The 16,020-nt window shown below is 36.7% G+C and carries 16 protein-coding genes; 10 read left to right on the top strand and 6 right to left on the bottom strand.

The genetic code is table 11. The annotated features are described in order from the left end of the window. Window position 1: 1 nt before the first annotated feature. The 3 genes from wecB to BTO08_RS19190 all read right to left on the bottom strand — a co-directional run bounded on the left by wecB (window position 2) and on the right by BTO08_RS19190 (window position 2,970). Window positions 2-1,063, bottom strand: a complete 1,062-nt coding sequence (gene wecB / locus BTO08_RS19200; protein WP_105062191.1) for a non-hydrolyzing UDP-N-acetylglucosamine 2-epimerase — start codon at window positions 1,061-1,063, stop codon at window positions 2-4. 431 nt (window positions 1,064-1,494) lie between these two features. Then, entirely contained in the window at window positions 1,495-2,331 is an 837-nt protein-coding gene (locus tag BTO08_RS19195; RefSeq protein ID WP_105062190.1) for a C40 family peptidase, read from the bottom strand. A gap of 333 nt (window positions 2,332-2,664) precedes the next feature. After that, window positions 2,665-2,970 (bottom strand): DUF6482 family protein, encoded by a 306-nt coding sequence (locus BTO08_RS19190; RefSeq protein ID WP_105062189.1) that lies wholly within the window; start codon window positions 2,968-2,970, stop codon window positions 2,665-2,667. A gap of 235 nt (window positions 2,971-3,205) precedes the next feature. Here BTO08_RS19190 and BTO08_RS19185 point away from each other — a divergent pair, with 235 nt between their 5' ends. The 4 genes from BTO08_RS19185 (at window position 3,206) to BTO08_RS19170 (ending at window position 8,333) form a co-directional block, all read left to right on the top strand. Beyond that, entirely contained in the window at window positions 3,206-4,678 is a 1,473-nt protein-coding gene (locus BTO08_RS19185; RefSeq protein WP_105062188.1) for a cryptochrome/deoxyribodipyrimidine photo-lyase family protein, read from the top strand. Between the two features lie 146 nt (window positions 4,679-4,824). Continuing rightward, window positions 4,825-5,718, top strand: coding sequence for a fructose bisphosphate aldolase (locus BTO08_RS19180; RefSeq protein ID WP_242446307.1), 894 nt, complete (start codon window positions 4,825-4,827; stop codon window positions 5,716-5,718). Window positions 5,719-6,186: 468 nt separating this feature from the next. After that, a complete protein-coding gene (gene cfa, locus BTO08_RS19175) occupies window positions 6,187-7,329 on the top strand; it encodes a cyclopropane fatty acyl phospholipid synthase (RefSeq protein WP_105062186.1) in 1,143 nt (380 codons plus the stop codon). A gap of 62 nt (window positions 7,330-7,391) precedes the next feature. Then, on the top strand, window positions 7,392-8,333 hold the full coding sequence (locus BTO08_RS19170; protein WP_105062185.1) for a patatin-like phospholipase family protein: 942 nt from the start codon (window positions 7,392-7,394) through the stop codon (window positions 8,331-8,333). Window positions 8,334-8,337: 4 nt separating this feature from the next. Here the strand turns inward: BTO08_RS19170 and dtpA are convergent, their stop codons facing one another. After that, window positions 8,338-9,789: a dipeptide/tripeptide permease DtpA gene (dtpA, locus tag BTO08_RS19165; protein WP_105062184.1), complete on the bottom strand. Its 1,452-nt coding sequence runs from the start codon at window positions 9,787-9,789 to the stop codon at window positions 8,338-8,340. A gap of 233 nt (window positions 9,790-10,022) precedes the next feature. Here dtpA and BTO08_RS19160 point away from each other — a divergent pair, with 233 nt between their 5' ends. From BTO08_RS19160 to BTO08_RS19155, 3 genes are all read left to right on the top strand, one after another. Continuing rightward, complete coding sequence (locus tag BTO08_RS19160; RefSeq protein WP_105062183.1) at window positions 10,023-11,327, top strand: hypothetical protein; 1,305 nt, start codon at window positions 10,023-10,025, stop codon at window positions 11,325-11,327. Between the two features lie 192 nt (window positions 11,328-11,519). Next, window positions 11,520-11,774 carry a linear amide C-N hydrolase gene (locus BTO08_RS22455; RefSeq protein WP_242446306.1) on the top strand — a complete coding sequence of 85 codons (255 nt, stop codon included), beginning with the start codon at window positions 11,520-11,522 and terminating at the stop codon, window positions 11,772-11,774. Between the two features lie 23 nt (window positions 11,775-11,797). Continuing rightward, on the top strand, window positions 11,798-12,607 hold the full coding sequence (locus BTO08_RS19155) for a choloylglycine hydrolase family protein (RefSeq protein WP_431356678.1): 810 nt from the start codon (window positions 11,798-11,800) through the stop codon (window positions 12,605-12,607). Between the two features lie 65 nt (window positions 12,608-12,672). Here BTO08_RS19155 and yciH read toward each other — a convergent pair whose 3' ends face one another. Beyond that, a complete protein-coding gene (gene yciH / locus BTO08_RS19150; protein WP_105062182.1) occupies window positions 12,673-12,996 on the bottom strand; it encodes a stress response translation initiation inhibitor YciH in 324 nt (107 codons plus the stop codon). A gap of 121 nt (window positions 12,997-13,117) precedes the next feature. On the opposite strand from yciH, the gene BTO08_RS19145 reads away from it, so the two are divergent. Beyond that, window positions 13,118-13,744 carry an HAD family hydrolase gene (locus BTO08_RS19145; RefSeq protein ID WP_105062181.1) on the top strand — a complete coding sequence of 209 codons (627 nt, stop codon included), beginning with the start codon at window positions 13,118-13,120 and terminating at the stop codon, window positions 13,742-13,744. Window positions 13,745-13,829: 85 nt separating this feature from the next. Next, window positions 13,830-14,342 carry an ATP-dependent zinc protease family protein gene (locus BTO08_RS19140; protein ID WP_105062180.1) on the top strand — a complete coding sequence of 171 codons (513 nt, stop codon included), beginning with the start codon at window positions 13,830-13,832 and terminating at the stop codon, window positions 14,340-14,342. A 68-nt stretch (window positions 14,343-14,410) separates the two neighbouring features. Here BTO08_RS19140 and BTO08_RS19135 read toward each other — a convergent pair whose 3' ends face one another. After that, a complete protein-coding gene (locus BTO08_RS19135; protein ID WP_105062179.1) occupies window positions 14,411-14,770 on the bottom strand; it encodes a DUF3319 domain-containing protein in 360 nt (119 codons plus the stop codon). 213 nt (window positions 14,771-14,983) lie between these two features. Here BTO08_RS19135 and BTO08_RS19130 point away from each other — a divergent pair, with 213 nt between their 5' ends. Continuing rightward, window positions 14,984-15,952, top strand: coding sequence for a tyrosine-type recombinase/integrase (locus BTO08_RS19130; RefSeq protein WP_105062178.1), 969 nt, complete (start codon window positions 14,984-14,986; stop codon window positions 15,950-15,952). The last annotated feature ends 68 nt before the right edge of the window (window positions 15,953-16,020 follow it).

Below are 16,020 nucleotides of genomic sequence, written 5' to 3'. Positions count from 1 at the left end.
ATTAGAACTCGTGCACTCGCTTACAAATAAGGGCTGATGCATCGCCTTTACCGTATGGGTTTAGACAATCTTCAGATTTCCCTTGAAACAACAGTGTCAACGCTGCATCGACAATACGATTACTATCATCGGCACCCGCTAATATAGATAATCCTAAATTTAGAGCTTCTGGGCGCTCTGTCGTTTCTCGTAAAATTACAACTGGTGTTCCATAAGTTGGCGCTTCTTCTTGGATACCACCAGAGTCTGTCATAGTCAGTACTGATGATGCGAGAGTCTGCTGCAAGGCCAAATAGTCCAGCGGCTCGACAATTGATAGGTTTTCAACATCACTCAAATTATCCATCACAGCTTGTTTAACCGTTGGATTGGGATGTACTGCCAAAACAAAGCGCAACTCAGGCTTTAAGTTAATAAGTTTCTTAATTGCTTCGCTAATTGTAGGAATAGACAGCCAATTTTCACGACGATGAGCAGTAACAAGTACTGTATTAGTCGCTTCAAGGTTAATGATACCTTTGTCTAATAATAATTTTTGCGCATCAATTGCTGTATTACCTGTCACTATTACAGATTCAGGTTTTACACCTTCTGCAAGCAGTGCTTCCTTTGCCATTTCTGTTGGAGAAAAATGCAAATTTGCAATACGAGCGACTAAGGTTCGGTTTGATTCTTCTGGAAAAGGATGCTGTAAGTTCCCAGAGCGTAAACCAGCTTCAACATGCCCAATACAGGGTATTTGAGCATAAAACGCAGCCATAGCACCGGCTAATGTAGAGCTTGTATCACCATGAACGAGTACACAGTCGTATTCGTTCTTTTGTAATACCGATTGAATATTTACCATTAAACCAGAGACTAAATCCGTTAATGTATTTCCTTCTGGGCGTTGAAAGAAATAATCTGGTTTAATGTCAAAAACTCGAAAAGTTTGCTCTGCAAGCGTGCCATGTTGCCCTGTATGGCACCATTCAACCCACTTATTTTGTTTTTTGAATTCAGCATATACTGGTGCCATTTTTATTATTTCGGGTCTAGTCCCTGTAATAATAAGTGTTTTCATAGATATTTACTCAAGTTATTTATAACTCAAAACTCATCTGAAATTCTTATATTAAATATTAATATAAAAATTCCCTATAACATCAAAAAGCTATTAACCAATGATTTATTAATAGTTGTTAATGAATATTTATAAAAAATAAATAAAATTAATGACTTTTTACGTAATCTCAATAACCTATAATTCAAACTGAATTTACGCCAATAAAACAATATTTTCAATTGTACAACAGAAAAATAATACACCGTTTAAAATAATTGTAAGAAAAAGATACTTATATCCTCTCAACAATCATTAATTACATATACTTAAAACTGAAAAAGAGCGACTTAACGCTCTCTATTTTAATGTTTTATTTAAATTAAATAATAATTTACTAAGAATTTAGTTTTCAATTTAAATACAAAAAACACATCCATGTGAGTTGATTTTTATGAGGGTTTGTATTGATCAACTAATCGACGTATTTGCCATAGACGTTTACGCCAATATGGATGATTAATATTGGAAATAGCAACACCACGCGAACTTGTCGCATTGACAAAACGTCCGTGGTCTAAGTAGATTCCAACATGATGATGCCAACCACCAGTTTTAAAGAAGACGAGATCACCATAATGAAGGTTTTCTTTTCTAACTTTATAACCCAGTTTTACTTGTTGTAAGGTGGTTCTTGGTAAATGTACATGGTAAACCTCAGCAAACACTCGACGAACAAATGCAGAGCAATCAATACCATGATGTGTGTTACCACCATAGAGATACGGTGTATGTGCCCAATGTGAATAGGCATGCCAAATCTTGGATCGCCATTTTTGAGGAAGCCTCAAATTCCTGACATCAGACCAAAATGATTTGTGATGTACGTAATGCCCTTTCAAGGTGTAGTAATCTACAGGGATTTTATGTTTCTTTGCACTAGTATGATGGCTTGAGTGACTAAGATGATGTGAATAATGCGATTTATGCGCCACATGATGCTTTGTACTGTGATGTGTTATATGTACATGATGCGTTTCATGCTTCTCACTATGCTTTGGTGTTTTACTGTGTTTATGTTCAATTTTATGGCTGTGATGGTGACTCACTACATGATGATGAACATTGGAATGGTGGCTTACAGTTTTTGAATGATGTTTTTTATCAGATTGAACATGATGTTCAGAGTGAGTATGAGCTGTTGCAGTTATCGGTAAAGCTATTAAGGACAATAGTAACGTCTTTTTTATTTTAGCTTTTAGTACGTTTTTAAGGCGATATGAAGACATGAATAATGTCGCTATGTTTTTATCGTCTACTAATATGATCGCTTATTATTGCAATTTAATAAGCAAGATATTGCTTTTTGTCGATAGTTAGTATTGTGACTTTAATTCTATAGATAATAGGCCTTTCTAAAAATAGAGATTAGATATTACTAACTTTTTATTTTTGAAACATAGGGCTACACGTCAACGTGGTAAAAAACTTACGAGTTAGCATTAAGACGCATCTGTTAGTTATTTTTCACTGCGATTTATATCATTGTAATTAACAATAAGAGTCAATGTGCTTATAGTTGATGTATTTAAAGATAATGAAACAACGGGCATCAGACAATATCAATAAAGCTTATTATTGCTTAGTGGAACCTCTAACGTATTATCTTGTTTGCTATTTGGCATACCTATCATTTCATCGTAAGCACTTTGTTGTCTAAGCACCCAGCTTTTTACTTTTAATTTCCTACATATCTTTTGTATTTCTAAAACAGAAATGGCTCGGATGTAATCCCCTTTTTCATTTGTTATGTAATGTTCTTCATCATCTATAACGACTGATGCTTGATACAACGATAGATCTATCGAGTGAACAACCAATTTATCGATGTAAAAGAATTTTTCTAGTTTACTTAGTGGCATTGTCATATGTACCTCCATTTAGTTTTAAACATTAAGTGTAATGCGTTCTGCTGATGTTTACGTGCCAAGTGAGAAAAAGGATTAATTACTTCGTAATGCTATATACCAGACAACTTGGAAAGAGCTCGCTATTCCGCTTCGTTGTCTTCCTTGAATTCAACTCAGTGACTTCGCTCTGAATCAGGCATCTTGAAGTCGCTTGGGTATACATTGTTTTAATCATAGAAGAACGTTTAGATTGATGAAAAAAATAAATGTGGTATGGCTTAAGCGTGATTTACGCCTTAGCGATCATCAGGCGCTTTCAGTTGCTGCAAATAGCGACTATCCGGTGATGCTTATCTATATAATGGAGCCCATGTTGCTTAGTGATCCTCATTATAGTGAGCGACATTGGCGATTCATTTGGCAATCATTGGAAGATATGAACCATCAGCTTACTTGTGTAAATAGCCAAGTCTTTATCTTTCACGGTAATGCTGTTGAATGTTTAGATAAATTAATGCACCACTGCCCTATTAATGCTTTGTTTTCACACCAAGAAATTGGGTTAGGTTGTACCTTTGAGCGTGATCTTAATATAAAAGCATGGTGTGATAACCATCAGGTTCAATGGCACGAATTTCAGCAAGGCGCTGTTATAAGAGGTGCAAAAAACCGAAGGAATTGGGATAAGCATTGGAATGGTGTCATGCGAGCGCCTGTGTTTTCGGTTAATTTAGACAAGGTTAACTGGGTTGGTACTTGTCCTGAACAATTGGCCGATATGCTTTTTTCTCCGCCAGAGTCATGGTGTGAGCGTGTACAAGGGATGCAAACGGGAGGCAGCACATTAGCATTTCAGACGCTTGATGATTTCTTTAATCGACGCGGTAAAGAATATTACCGATCCATTTCCAGCCCAACAGCATCACGTACTGCTTGTAGCCGACTTTCTCCCTATTTAGCTTGGGGCAATATTTCGTTACGGCAGGTTTACCAACAAATTCTCGCCCACTGGAACGTAAAAGGGTTTCGTCGAAGTTTAATCGCTTTTTCATCGAGGCTGCATTGGCATTGTCACTTTATTCAAAAGCTTGAATCAGAGCCTGATATAGAATTTTTTTGTATGAATCGCACTTATGATCGCTTACTGGCTGAGAGTTGTTCGAAAGATAAGATGAAACTTAACGCATGGAAAGAAGGCAATACTGGGATCCCTCTTATAGATGCTTGTATGCGATGTTTATATCACACCGGTTATATTAATTTTAGAATGCGTTCAATGCTTGTTAGCTTTCTTACCCACCACTTAAATATTGACTGGCGTGACGGTGTCACTCACCTTGCTCAATTGTTTCTGGATTTCGAACCCGGTATTCATTACAGCCAATTCCAAATGCAAGCTGGTGTCACAGGTATTAATACTATTCGTATTTATAACCCGACTAAACAGGCACAAGAACATGATCCTGATGGTGAGTTTATCCATAAATGGGTACCTGAATTAGCAAATATCCCTGTTCCTTTGTTATTTGAGCCTTGGACGCTTACAGAATTAGAAGTTGTGATGTACCAACTAGATAACAAGAGCTGTTACCTCTATCCTGTTATTGATCTTGAACGCAGTGCTAAAGAAGCGAGACAACGTTTATGGGGATGGCGAGCCCGTGAAGATGTTAAATCAGAGGTAAATGCGATTCTTAACCGGCATGTAAGAACTAAAAACACATAGTGACTGTTTTTAGCCTTTTATTGTCAAAAGTTACAAATTCGGTAATAAAATTATTCGTTATAGTTTGTAACAAGTTAGAAAGATAATAAATATGTAGAAACGCTGAAGCATGTGGCATTGAATCACAAGTAGCCCCAGGGGGAATTATGATGACATTTTCAAAACAACTAGAAAAAATGCGTACTCAAGATGGTTTCATTGCAGCACTTGACCAAAGTGGCGGCAGCACACCTAAAGCATTAAAAGCTTATGGTATTAATGAATCAGACTACAATAATGACGAACAAATGTATGATCTTGTTCATGCCATGCGCTCTCGTATTATTACAAGCCCAGTCTTTACTAGTGATCGTATTATCGGTGCAATTTTATTTGAAAATACGTTAGACCGTGAAATTGAAGGCAAACCAACTTCACAATATTTATGGGAAGAAAAAGGTGTTGTTCCCTTTTTAAAAGTCGATAAAGGCTTAGAAGATAAAGCTAATGGCGTACAATTAATGAAACCAATGCCAGAGCTAGATCAACTCTTAGCTAAAGCAAAAGCTAAAGATGTATTTGGCACTAAAATGCGCTCTGTGATTTGGGAAGCCAATGAACAAGGTATTAGAGATGTGGTTGCGCAGCAAATTCTATTTGCTCAACAAATTATCAATGCTGGTTTAGTGCCTATTATTGAGCCTGAAGTGAGCATTGATAGCCCAGAAAAAGCGCAGGCCGAAATTATCTTAAATCGTGAGTTAATGTCTCAATTAGATAATTTACACTCTAGCCATTACGTTATGCTAAAACTCACACTTCCAGAGCTGCCTAATTTATATGCAGATACAATTTCACACCGTAATGTGATTAGAGTGGTTGCTTTATCAGGTGGTTTCCCTCTTATGAAAGCGTGTGAAAAGTTATCTGAAAACGACGGTATTATTGCAAGTTTCTCTCGTGTACTTACCGATGATTTATATGCAGATCAGCCTCAATCTGAGTTTGATGCTGCTTTGGCAGAAACAATCGAACCTATTTATCAAGCTTCCCGCACCTAAGTTTGTAAGTAAATAACTTAGCTGCTCATGGTTAAGTTACGTTGGAATTAATTACTGCTACGGCGATCAACATGTTTGATCGCCGTTTTTTGATCCTTCTTAATCACTTTCTATTTCTACTTTGTAAAAAATATATTCTGTTTTCCTTACCCGTTGCTTTTTTTGATTTTAATTACACAACATAATAATAAAATCATTCATGCTCCATGACTGTATTTAGTTTTTTTGTGTCTTTAACTCTAAATACAGAAAAAAACATCTGCGATATAATACTTCTAACTTAAGAACGATTCGTATTTTAATGTATGTCGGTTTAAGTATTTATTATGTTTAGTAAAACTTAATATCACTTTCACCTATTTTAAATTTTATAAAAATATATATTTGATACTATTCCTACGAATGAAAAATAAGTTACATACATTAATAAAAATCATTAGATATTATCAATAATAATCAGGGTCTGTTATGCCTAATAAAGAACTTTTTTCTAATCTTTTAAATCAAGCTGACATTAAAATTAATGGTGACCGTCCGTGGGATATTATCGTTAACGATGATAAACTTTTCGATAATATTTTATCTCAAGGTACGATTGCTTTTGGTGAGGGGTATATGGATCACCTCTGGGATTGTCAGAGAATTGATATTCTAATAAGCAAATTATTACGTTCAAATATTGAAGAAAAACTTTCAAGCACAGATAAATTTAAAATTGCAGCTAAAATTGGCGTATCTAAATTAAAAAATCTCATAAATCATCAATCTGTATCTCGTGTAAAAGAAGATGTGCCTTTCCATTATGATATTGGTAACGATTTATATACTAATATGCTCGATGATCGTATGGCTTATACATGTGCATATTGGAAAGGTGCAAAGAATCTAAACGAAGCTCAAGAAAATAAAATGGAATTAATTTGTCGCAAACTGGATTTAAAACCAGGTATGCGCTTATTAGACATTGGTTGTGGTTGGTCTAGTTTTATGAACTATGCCGCTGAAAAGTATGGTGTTATTTGTGATGGCTTAACGTTATCTCAAGAGCAAATGAAACTAGGTCAAAAAATTGCAGATAACAAAGGGCTGCCGGTAAGAATTATTTTAGAAGATTACCGTGAATATCAGCCAGTTCAACAATATGATCGCATTGTTTCTATAGGCATGATTGAGCACGTAGGTCCTGAAAATTATACCGAGTTTTTTAATTGCGCTAATCGATTCTTAAAAGATGATGGTATTTTCCTTTTACATACTATTGGTAGCCCAGTATCAGTAACTCAAACTGACCCGTGGATTAATAAATATATTTTCCCTAATGGTGTTGTTCCATCTATCGCACAATTAAGCAGTGCACTTGAAGGAAAGATGAATATTGAAGATATTCATAACTTTGGGCCTGATTATGATCTGACATTAATGGCATGGTGTGAAAACTTTGAACGTAACTGGCATAAAATATCAGATCAATATAACGACCGTTTCTATCGTATGTGGCGTTATTATTTATTAAGTTGTGCTGGTGCATTTAGAAGCCGTGATTTAAACCTATTACAATTTTCACTAACAAAAAATGGTTGTGAATTACCTTTACATGTTCGTGCTGCGTAAACAATTACCGATAATTTATAGCTTTAAATTATCGGTATTATTTAACTAAAATGGATTTAACCATGACTGGAAAACATATCTCATATTGTCGTAATAATTTTGAAGCTCTTTGTGCTACCAAAACAAATATTTCAGATATCGCACTCGTTACTGAAGGTGGAGGCCAACGTGGTATTTTTACTGCAGGTGTTTTAGATGCGTTTCTTGATCATGAGTTTAATCCATTTTCATTATTAATTGGTACATCGGCTGGTTCATTAAATCTTGCATCATATATTTGTGAACAAAAAAAACATGCTTATCGTGTGATCACAGAAATTACCACCAAGAAGAAGTTTTTTAGCTATACCAAACTGTTTTCAAATCGAGGTAGCATGGATTTGGACTGGTTATTAGAACAAACCCAAACCACTTTAAAGTTAGACTGGGAAACGGGTCGCCGTAATATGCAAAATAAAACAGTTCTTGCTAGTGCTTCAGGTATTGATCACCACCAAGCGGGATTTTTTGATTTAAATTCTGACTCATGGGATCAACGCTTAAAAGCCTCTTGTGCTATTCCTGTATTAAACCGCCAACCTATTTATTCTGATAATCATTATTGGGTTGATGGTGGCCTTAATGCTCCAATTCCTGCTAAAGAAGCCTATAACCGTGGTTTTAAAAACATTGTTGTTATTCGCACTAACCCTATTGGCCTTAGCACGAATCATGAATGGCTACATAAAGTAAAAGCGGGCTTATCAAAAACTAAAGCAGCAACATTAATTGATATGCTGTTATTACACGAGAAAAGCTACAGCGAGAGTGAACACTTTATTGCTAACCCTCCTGATGATGTTAATATTTATGAAATATTCCCGCATAAACCTTTGAAATCTAAACTTATTGGTAGTGATACCACATCATTAAATCACGATTATGAACATGGTAAACATTTGGGAATATATTTCCTTAAGACAATGATGTCTTATTGCAAATGTGCATGTTGTAAAATGGCGTAACTGATTATTTACCTTGTATAACGCGAGTGAGTTTAGGTGCCATAATTAATGTGATGATGGCAATAATACCGGTTATAACGCCGATTTCTTTAAACACTACACCATAAATTTCTAGCGTTGTATGTGGATCGGTTACCCCCTTAGGTGCGGCTGTTAATGTTGCAACCCACCCTGCAATAACCGCTGCGGTTGCTGATGTTAAAAACCACATCCCCATGGCAAATCCCATCATCCGCTGTGGCACTAACTGGGCTATCATCGCAAGCCCTAATCCTGAAACTAGTAGCTCACCAAGCGATTGTAATAGGTAGCTAACTATTAACCAATTTGAGCTCATTATACCGTTAGCATCTGCGTAATGGCTGCCCAAGGTTAATATAAGAAATGCACAGCTACATAACACCATACCTAACGCAAACTTATAGGGCATAGAAAAGTTTTCGCCCGTTTTGTTATAAACCATGGCGAGTATAGGGCTACAGATCATGATCCAAAATGGACTGAGCGCTTGAAATTGCTCTGGCTGTACTTCGATACCAAAGATCTTATGGTGAATGTTGTGTATAGCGAAGAAATTTAACGAAGTCGGCATTTGAAAATACAGCACAAAGAAGACGATTCCTTGTAACATGAGTACAAACGCAACCATCATCTTTGCGCGCTCTAATCCTGTCGTTTGTAACGCTTCTTTAAAATATAAGGTAACAATGGTGACACCAACGACAGCAAGGATAAGGTGGGCATAAAAGATATGCTGCAATAAGTACGCACTCGCAAAGGCTAATAGAATCGTGCCTATAACGACAATAAAATAGTTACGGTAATTAACCGGTTCTTTATCTGGCTGAGAACCAATGTTCCTCACTAATCGACGACTAACAAGAAAATTAGCGATGGTGATCAGTAAACCTATTGAGCTTACGCCAAATGCGACCCCATAACCTAGTTGCTGAGATATCCATGGTGTGAGTAATGTCGATATAAACGAACCTAGATTAATCGCCATGTAATACATGGTGAATGCACCATCTAATCGCGGATCATTTTCTTCATAGACTTTAGCTAATAAGCTGGATGGGTTTGCTTTAAATAGGCCATTACCAATAGTAATAAACCCCATAGCAATATAAATCATTTCTTTGCTATTAAATTCACCTGAAGCTGAAACACCCAGTAGTGCATAACCTACCATCAACACAATTGCACCAAATACGATGGTGCGTTTTGTACCTATTATTTTATCGCCGACCCAACCACCAATAGCAATAGAGCCAAAAACCAACGCTGAGAATGCGCCAAATAAGGTAAATGACTCAGCTTCTGTCATGGCAAGCACGTCGACTAAGTAAACGGTAAGGATGGCTTGCATGCCATAAAAACCAAAACGTTCCCAAAACTCGATGGAAAAAATGAGATAAAACGGCTTAGGTTGTTTAAAAACGTTGATTTCTGACATGTCTATTCTCTTTATTTTTAGGCATTTTCAGTCACCGTTCCAACATAGTATTTTACTTAGTTAAGCGCTTTTTATGTTGCGGCATTATTTTAAATTTTATTTATATATGACACCTTCACTATAGAACATTACGGTTTCTCTACCTCAATTCTTATTTGTGCGATTTTTGATTATTTATTGCTCACTATCCTTTCTGTAATTAATTCTTAAAACAATAAGTACAGGAATGATTGATGAAATACTCGACACTTTTTGTGTTATTAGCATCTTTAGCCTACTCAGGATGTGGTGGTGGAAGCTCTGATGACACAACGAATACAACCATAGTAGACACACCAAGCTCTGATTCCCCTACAATTGATGAGCAACTTCCAAGTACACCAGAGGCCGAAAATGAACCTGCTAATGACTCTGAGCCTAAATTTCTGATCAGCGATATATCTAACGGTTATTACGATACATTGTATGACGTTAATGGTGATGTGCTGACGATAGATAAAGATCAGGTATTATCTATGCAAGATGCATTAGTTGATGAAGTGTTACCTATATTGACAGAGGAACAACAAAATACATTTAACGAGGCTTATAAGGCATTTGAAGACCTAGACAAAAAGAATGAGGTTGATAAGGTCTTATTTTCCAATAGTATGATTGATGCAATGTTAAGCAGTGCTGATAAAGCGACGCAAGACAAATACTTTCCTTCATTTCGTTTGTTCCGCAAGCAGACTCATCACCTGTTCCCTATTTCACGATTAGGTGATTACAGCTGGCTATTTGAGTTTCTAAATCAACGTTCTTGGTTAACTCATATTATATTGATCCCACCAGAAACGACTGACGATTATACTGCGACTTGCCGTGAAAATGATGTGCCTATTCCACCCGATTGGGGATCTGATTTATGGGTACATCAAGGCACAGCAACCACTGACTTTCTTGCCAGCCGAAGAACCGAAGTTTATGCCTATGAAGATCCTGATGTTGCTGGCGCGTGTATGGCTTTACCACGTTGGAGTTTAGCTTCATCAGGCAGTGAATATATACAATTTCTTGGTATCATTTGCCAAAGCAAAACCACAGGTAAAGCGTGTTTTTGGGATAATATAAGTAAAGAAACAGGCAGAAGAATTACAGGTGGCGAAGATTTAACCTTTAAAATTTCGGATATTCAAAATGGTGATAACCTCGTGGAAAACTGTACTAACTGCCATAGAGGTAAGAACGTTTTCTTAATTCACCCTGACACACCAATAGACATTTCCGATGATTACGAGATTGATCCGAATGTTCGCTATCAGCCTATCTCAGCCCAAGGATGGACAAATCCACCTGCCTTTGCCGAGCTTGGCGATGGTGCTTGTGCGAGTTGCCATGAAATTGGTGATTTATCATTTAATTACTGCAACACAGTATTACGAAGTGCGGCTAATCAAACCATGCCTAGTGCTGCACTCCCTGCTGGCTGGGAAGGTGATGACACTTTCTATGGTACACATATTCAAGCAATGATTGATGCCGGCTGCCGAGAGTAACCTGTAACATACTATAAGAGGCTGCTTTTGCAGCCTTTTTCATTGCTGATTCAAAGTATAACGAAGATAAAAAACCTTATATAAAGAATAATTTAATATCAAAACCACGTTTTCAGTACAATTAATGAGGTTATTTACTTTTATTTTTACTACCTTTGTTTTGAATTTATTATAAATATTAAGGTAATGATTATGAAAAAGTTTCTTCTTCCTCTGTGTATAGGTATGGCTATCACCTCATTACCAACAGCCGCATGTACTGGTATTGTATTAAAGAGTGATGATGGTATTACAATTCCAGGCCGCACAATGGAATTCGGTTTTGATATTCAATCGAACATTGCGATGGTACCTGCTGGTACCGAAATTAAATCGCTTTCAAGTAACGAGAAAAAACAGGCCTTGTCTACAAAGCAAAATATGGTTTTGGTGGCGCAAACGCATTAGACAAAAGTATTGTTGTTGATGGTATGAACGAAAAAGGTTTGTATTTCGGCGCATTTTATTTTGCTGGTGAAGCACAGTTTGAAGAGTTGACGACAGAAAACCAATCACAAGCGGTATCAAGTGAAGAATTAGGAAACTATATTTTAGCGAATTTTAAAAATGTCGAAGAAGTAAAAGAAGGATTAAAGAAAATCACGGTTGTTGGTACTTTCATTAAAGAAATTAACAGCTTTGCACCATTCCATTATGCGATTACTGATGCTAACGGACAGTCTGCGGTAATAGAATATTCTAAGTCTGGATTGAAAATTTTTGATAACAAACTAGGTGTTGTCACTAATCCGCCAGCATACGATTGGCATGAAACACATGTCCGAAACTTTATTGGACTATCACCTGAAAATACCAAACCGATTGATATTAATGGCGAAAAGCTATCTGCAATCAGTCAAGGTACCGGCATGGTTGGTCTTCCGGGTGATTACACCTCACCAAGCCGTTTCGTACGTGCGGTAACTTTTGTAAATTCATCAATACCATCAAAAAATGCTGATGAAGCGGTTTTCCGCGCTTTCCACCTTCTTAACGCATTTGATATTCCAAAAGGCTTAATTGTTGATACTGCCGATAACGGTAACTTTTACGATTACACAGTTTGGACATCTGTAGCTGATACAAAGAATAAAGACTACTACTTTAAAACATATCTGACACCTGAGCATATGAAGGTGAATATTGTTGATGCATTAAAAGGTCTTAAAGCACCTAAAGTGATAGATATGGAATTAACACACACTTACAAAGATCTAACCGGAAAATTTTCGCAGAATTAATAGATTGAAATCCGATTAGTGTCTAATAAAAGAGGCCAACCGATGGCCTCTTTCTAGATATTGAATTAACCACCGGCTAATTTTACTGTGTGACCTTTCTTCTCAAGATGCGTCTTTATAATATCGCGCTTATCACCTTGAATTTCGATATTGCCATCTTTAACAGAACCGCCACAGCCACAAACTTTCTTTAATTCAGCAGCAATCAGTTTTAATTGGGTATCTTCAACATCTAAGCCCGTTACAATAGAAACACCCTTGCCTTTACGACCTTTAGTTTCACGCTGAATACGGACAATACCATCACCTTTAGGGCGAACGGGTGCTGCTGCTTCTTCTTTAATTCGACCGGTTTCGGTTGAGAAAACTAAACGACTGTTATCATTCATTATGCAATTAGTCTCATTGTTTGCGTGGTTATTGTGAATAAGCTTTCAAGTTCTTACATGAACCTTGCTAATTCGCTTTCAGCTAATATTATCAAGAAAAGAACACTAAACGGAACAGCTTATGATTCGGAACGTTATATTTGATTTTGGTGCAGTGTTATTTCAGTGGAATCCGCAGAAAATAGTAGAAACTTTTACTCAATCTATAGATGAGCAAAATATCCTAATGGAACAAGTGCTCGCCCATCCTGATTGGTTAGCACTCGATCGTGGGACCATGCTATTAGCCGAGGAGATTCCTAAATTCGCAGCGCGGACGGGTATTTCATGCCAACGCATGGAAGATTTTATTAACCATATACAATTAAGTTTGGAAAAAATGCCTGAAACTGAGGCATTATTTTTTAGAATAATAGATAAAAACTACCCCACCTACTATCTAACTAATATGTGTAGTGCTTTTTTTGAAACCTTATACGAAAAGCATCATTTTATTTCATTTTTTGACGGCGGTGTTGTTTCAGGAAAAGAGCTAACTATGAAGCCAGAACCTGAAATCTTTGATCTTTTGTGCCAACGCTATCATCTTAATCCCCATGAATGTCTCTTTATTGATGATCATTATCCTAATATCGAAACAGCTAAATCACTCGGGTTTAATACGGTGCATTTTACACCAACGCAAGACTGTATAAGAGAAATAGAAGAAGTACTTGCAATGTTTAGCCCTAAAATCCAAGCTTTTTAATGAATTTTAACAATCACTTGAACCAATAAGGATGTATCCAGTCTATTATCAATAAATAGATATATTATTCGTTTCAGGAGTATGTGTGAAAAACATTCTTATATCTGCGGTGCTTTTGCTTGCCTCAGGAACAACTTTTGCAGCCCCACAATGTGATGGTAAGTCCATTGTTGGTCCCGTTGAAACTATCAAGGTAAACGATCTTGGTATTAATTATAAAGCCCGTATAGATACAGGTGCTAACACAACATCTATCAATGCTTACAATATCAAAATCGACGGAAAAACTGAGAACGATGACAGTAAGCAAGGTATGCATGATAATTTAGGACACAAGATTACTTTCACAACAGAGAATGAACTTGGTCAGGAAGTTACGCATACCGCTAAAATTATTAAAGTAAGTAAAATTCGTAATGCGCAAGGTGTCGAGCGTCGTTATGCCGTTGTGATGGATCTGATTTGGAACGGTCAGAGCAAAGCAATTCCTGTTAACTTACGTGATCGTAGTAAATTAGAATACAAACTCTTAATTGGACGTAACTGGCTTGAAGGTGATTACCTTGTTGATGTTACAAAAGAAGATGCGGACGATTAATTAATAAGCCGAAACAATTAAGACATAACGATTAAAACAAAGCCTGCTGAATTAGCAGGCTTTGTCGTTTATTGCGCGTTAGATTGTTTCTCAATGACTTTATCAAGGTATTGCTTAATGGATGTCGCATTACCCTTTAATAACTGCCCTCTTAAAAGCAAATACCATTCGTTAGGCTTACCAGTATCATTACGTATGATAAAACCACGATAGTTCTCAGATGAACCATTGGATACTGGTTTTGAAGATTGAGATGAGAACTTCTGAGGATGAATGAATGTACTCATGTCCAACCACCAATCAACACTTTTCTTTATTTCAGTCAGTGTACCGCTGATAGGGTTACCTTTAATTGCTGATTTCCATTCGTTGGTAACACCCGTTGTATTTTCAATAGTATATCCACGGTGAAAAATCCGTTTTTTCATACTGTTGATCCTTGTTTACTTTAAGTCCAACATCATGATAACAAGGTTACCATTTGTTAATAAATGCAGGCTAATTTAAGCATGATGTTTTATTAATGACTAGTATTTTAATGCTATTAAAGCGGGTTATGTTTAAAGTTTGCATACTTTGTTCAATATATAGTGTTATAATTTCTCTTAGATATAAAGTTATAGTGCATTAGGTATTAAGTTATGGCAAAAAAGATTCCAATTATTGACTGTGATGAAAAGCGTGCCAAAAGTATTACTCAATTCAAACAAGTGGCAGATAACATTGCTATTTGGCAATCACTTACCCATCATAGTTACGCTGAAAACACCTTGGTGGCGTTTAAAAATGATTGGAACCACTTTTTAATATTCTGTGAAAGGAATAAGGTATCAGCATTACCTGCAACAGCCGAAACGGTGCATCGCTTTATCGAAAAAATGGCAGAGTCACGTAAATTAGCCAGCCTAAAACGTTACATTGTCACTATAGGCCTAATTCACAAATGTCATGCCCTATCTAATCCATGTCAAAGCCAAGAAATCAAGCTCGCAATGCATAAGCAGCGATTAGACAAACATGATGATTACACCCATGCACAAGGCTTTAGAGATAATCATTTACAGGCACTACTTGATATCTTTGCTCTATCAATAAAACCCAAAGATGTCCGTGATATGGCCATTTGGGCTATTACCTTTGAGGCAATGTTAAAACGCTCAGAAGTTGCAGCACTCACAATAAATCACATTGAAATAGAAGATTCTGGCTTAATCAACATCACTGTGAATGATCGTATTATTGCCCTTAGTGATTTAGCCTCTAAAGCTGTTCAACGCTGGCTAACACTCGGCATGATTATGGACAGCTTTATATTTAGGCGTATTGATCGGCACAGTAATATTGGCGATAAGCCACTGGATCACTCATCAATTTACCGTGTGTTCCGTCGTGCAAGCCAAGAATTGGATTTACCTGCTGATGTCATTTTCTCAGGACAATCACCCCGTGTTGGTGCAAGCCAAGATTTAGCCGATTCAGGTCTATCTATTAGTCAAATTCAACATCAAGGACGTTGGCGAAGCCCAGCTATGCCCGCGCAATATATTGGACAGCGCGGTAAGCGTGATAATGAATTAAAGAAATTTGCGAAAAAGAATATAAATAAATAATCGTCCACCAGCAAAAAAGCCCGTAAACCACCTGCTCTAAAGCATATGGTCTACGAGCTTTTCGTATT

Origin of the sequence: Photobacterium angustum (assembly GCF_002954615.1) — a bacterium.
In the GTDB taxonomy this organism is placed as follows: Bacteria; Pseudomonadota; Gammaproteobacteria; order Enterobacterales; family Vibrionaceae; genus Photobacterium; species Photobacterium angustum_A.
The sequence above is the reverse complement of the archived record's forward strand: the minus strand, read 5'-3'. Positions and strand labels throughout refer to the sequence as shown.

Bases quoted from the DNA above. Each gene is read 5' to 3' on its own strand.
- BTO08_RS19185 (WP_105062188.1), top strand. From the start codon at position 3,206: ATGAAAAAAATAAATGTGGTATGGCTTAAGCGTGATTTACGCCTTAGC.
- BTO08_RS19170 (WP_105062185.1), top strand. From the start codon at position 7,392: ATGACTGGAAAACATATCTCATATTGTCGTAATAATTTTGAAGCTCTT.
- BTO08_RS19195 (WP_105062190.1), bottom strand. From the start codon at position 2,331: ATGTCTTCATATCGCCTTAAAAACGTACTAAAAGCTAAAATAAAAAAG.
- BTO08_RS19155 (WP_431356678.1), top strand. From the start codon at position 11,798: ATGAACGAAAAAGGTTTGTATTTCGGCGCATTTTATTTTGCTGGTGAA.
- BTO08_RS19160 (WP_105062183.1), top strand. From the start codon at position 10,023: ATGAAATACTCGACACTTTTTGTGTTATTAGCATCTTTAGCCTACTCA.
- dtpA (WP_105062184.1), bottom strand. From the start codon at position 9,789: ATGTCAGAAATCAACGTTTTTAAACAACCTAAGCCGTTTTATCTCATT.
- BTO08_RS22455 (WP_242446306.1), top strand. From the start codon at position 11,520: ATGAAAAAGTTTCTTCTTCCTCTGTGTATAGGTATGGCTATCACCTCA.
- BTO08_RS19180 (WP_242446307.1), top strand. From the start codon at position 4,825: ATGATGACATTTTCAAAACAACTAGAAAAAATGCGTACTCAAGATGGT.
- BTO08_RS19145 (WP_105062181.1), top strand. From the start codon at position 13,118: ATGATTCGGAACGTTATATTTGATTTTGGTGCAGTGTTATTTCAGTGG.
- BTO08_RS19135 (WP_105062179.1), bottom strand. From the start codon at position 14,770: ATGAAAAAACGGATTTTTCACCGTGGATATACTATTGAAAATACAACG.
- cfa (WP_105062186.1), top strand. From the start codon at position 6,187: ATGCCTAATAAAGAACTTTTTTCTAATCTTTTAAATCAAGCTGACATT.
- BTO08_RS19190 (WP_105062189.1), bottom strand. From the start codon at position 2,970: ATGACAATGCCACTAAGTAAACTAGAAAAATTCTTTTACATCGATAAA.
- wecB (WP_105062191.1), bottom strand. From the start codon at position 1,063: ATGAAAACACTTATTATTACAGGGACTAGACCCGAAATAATAAAAATG.
- BTO08_RS19130 (WP_105062178.1), top strand. From the start codon at position 14,984: ATGGCAAAAAAGATTCCAATTATTGACTGTGATGAAAAGCGTGCCAAA.
- yciH (WP_105062182.1), bottom strand. From the start codon at position 12,996: ATGAATGATAACAGTCGTTTAGTTTTCTCAACCGAAACCGGTCGAATT.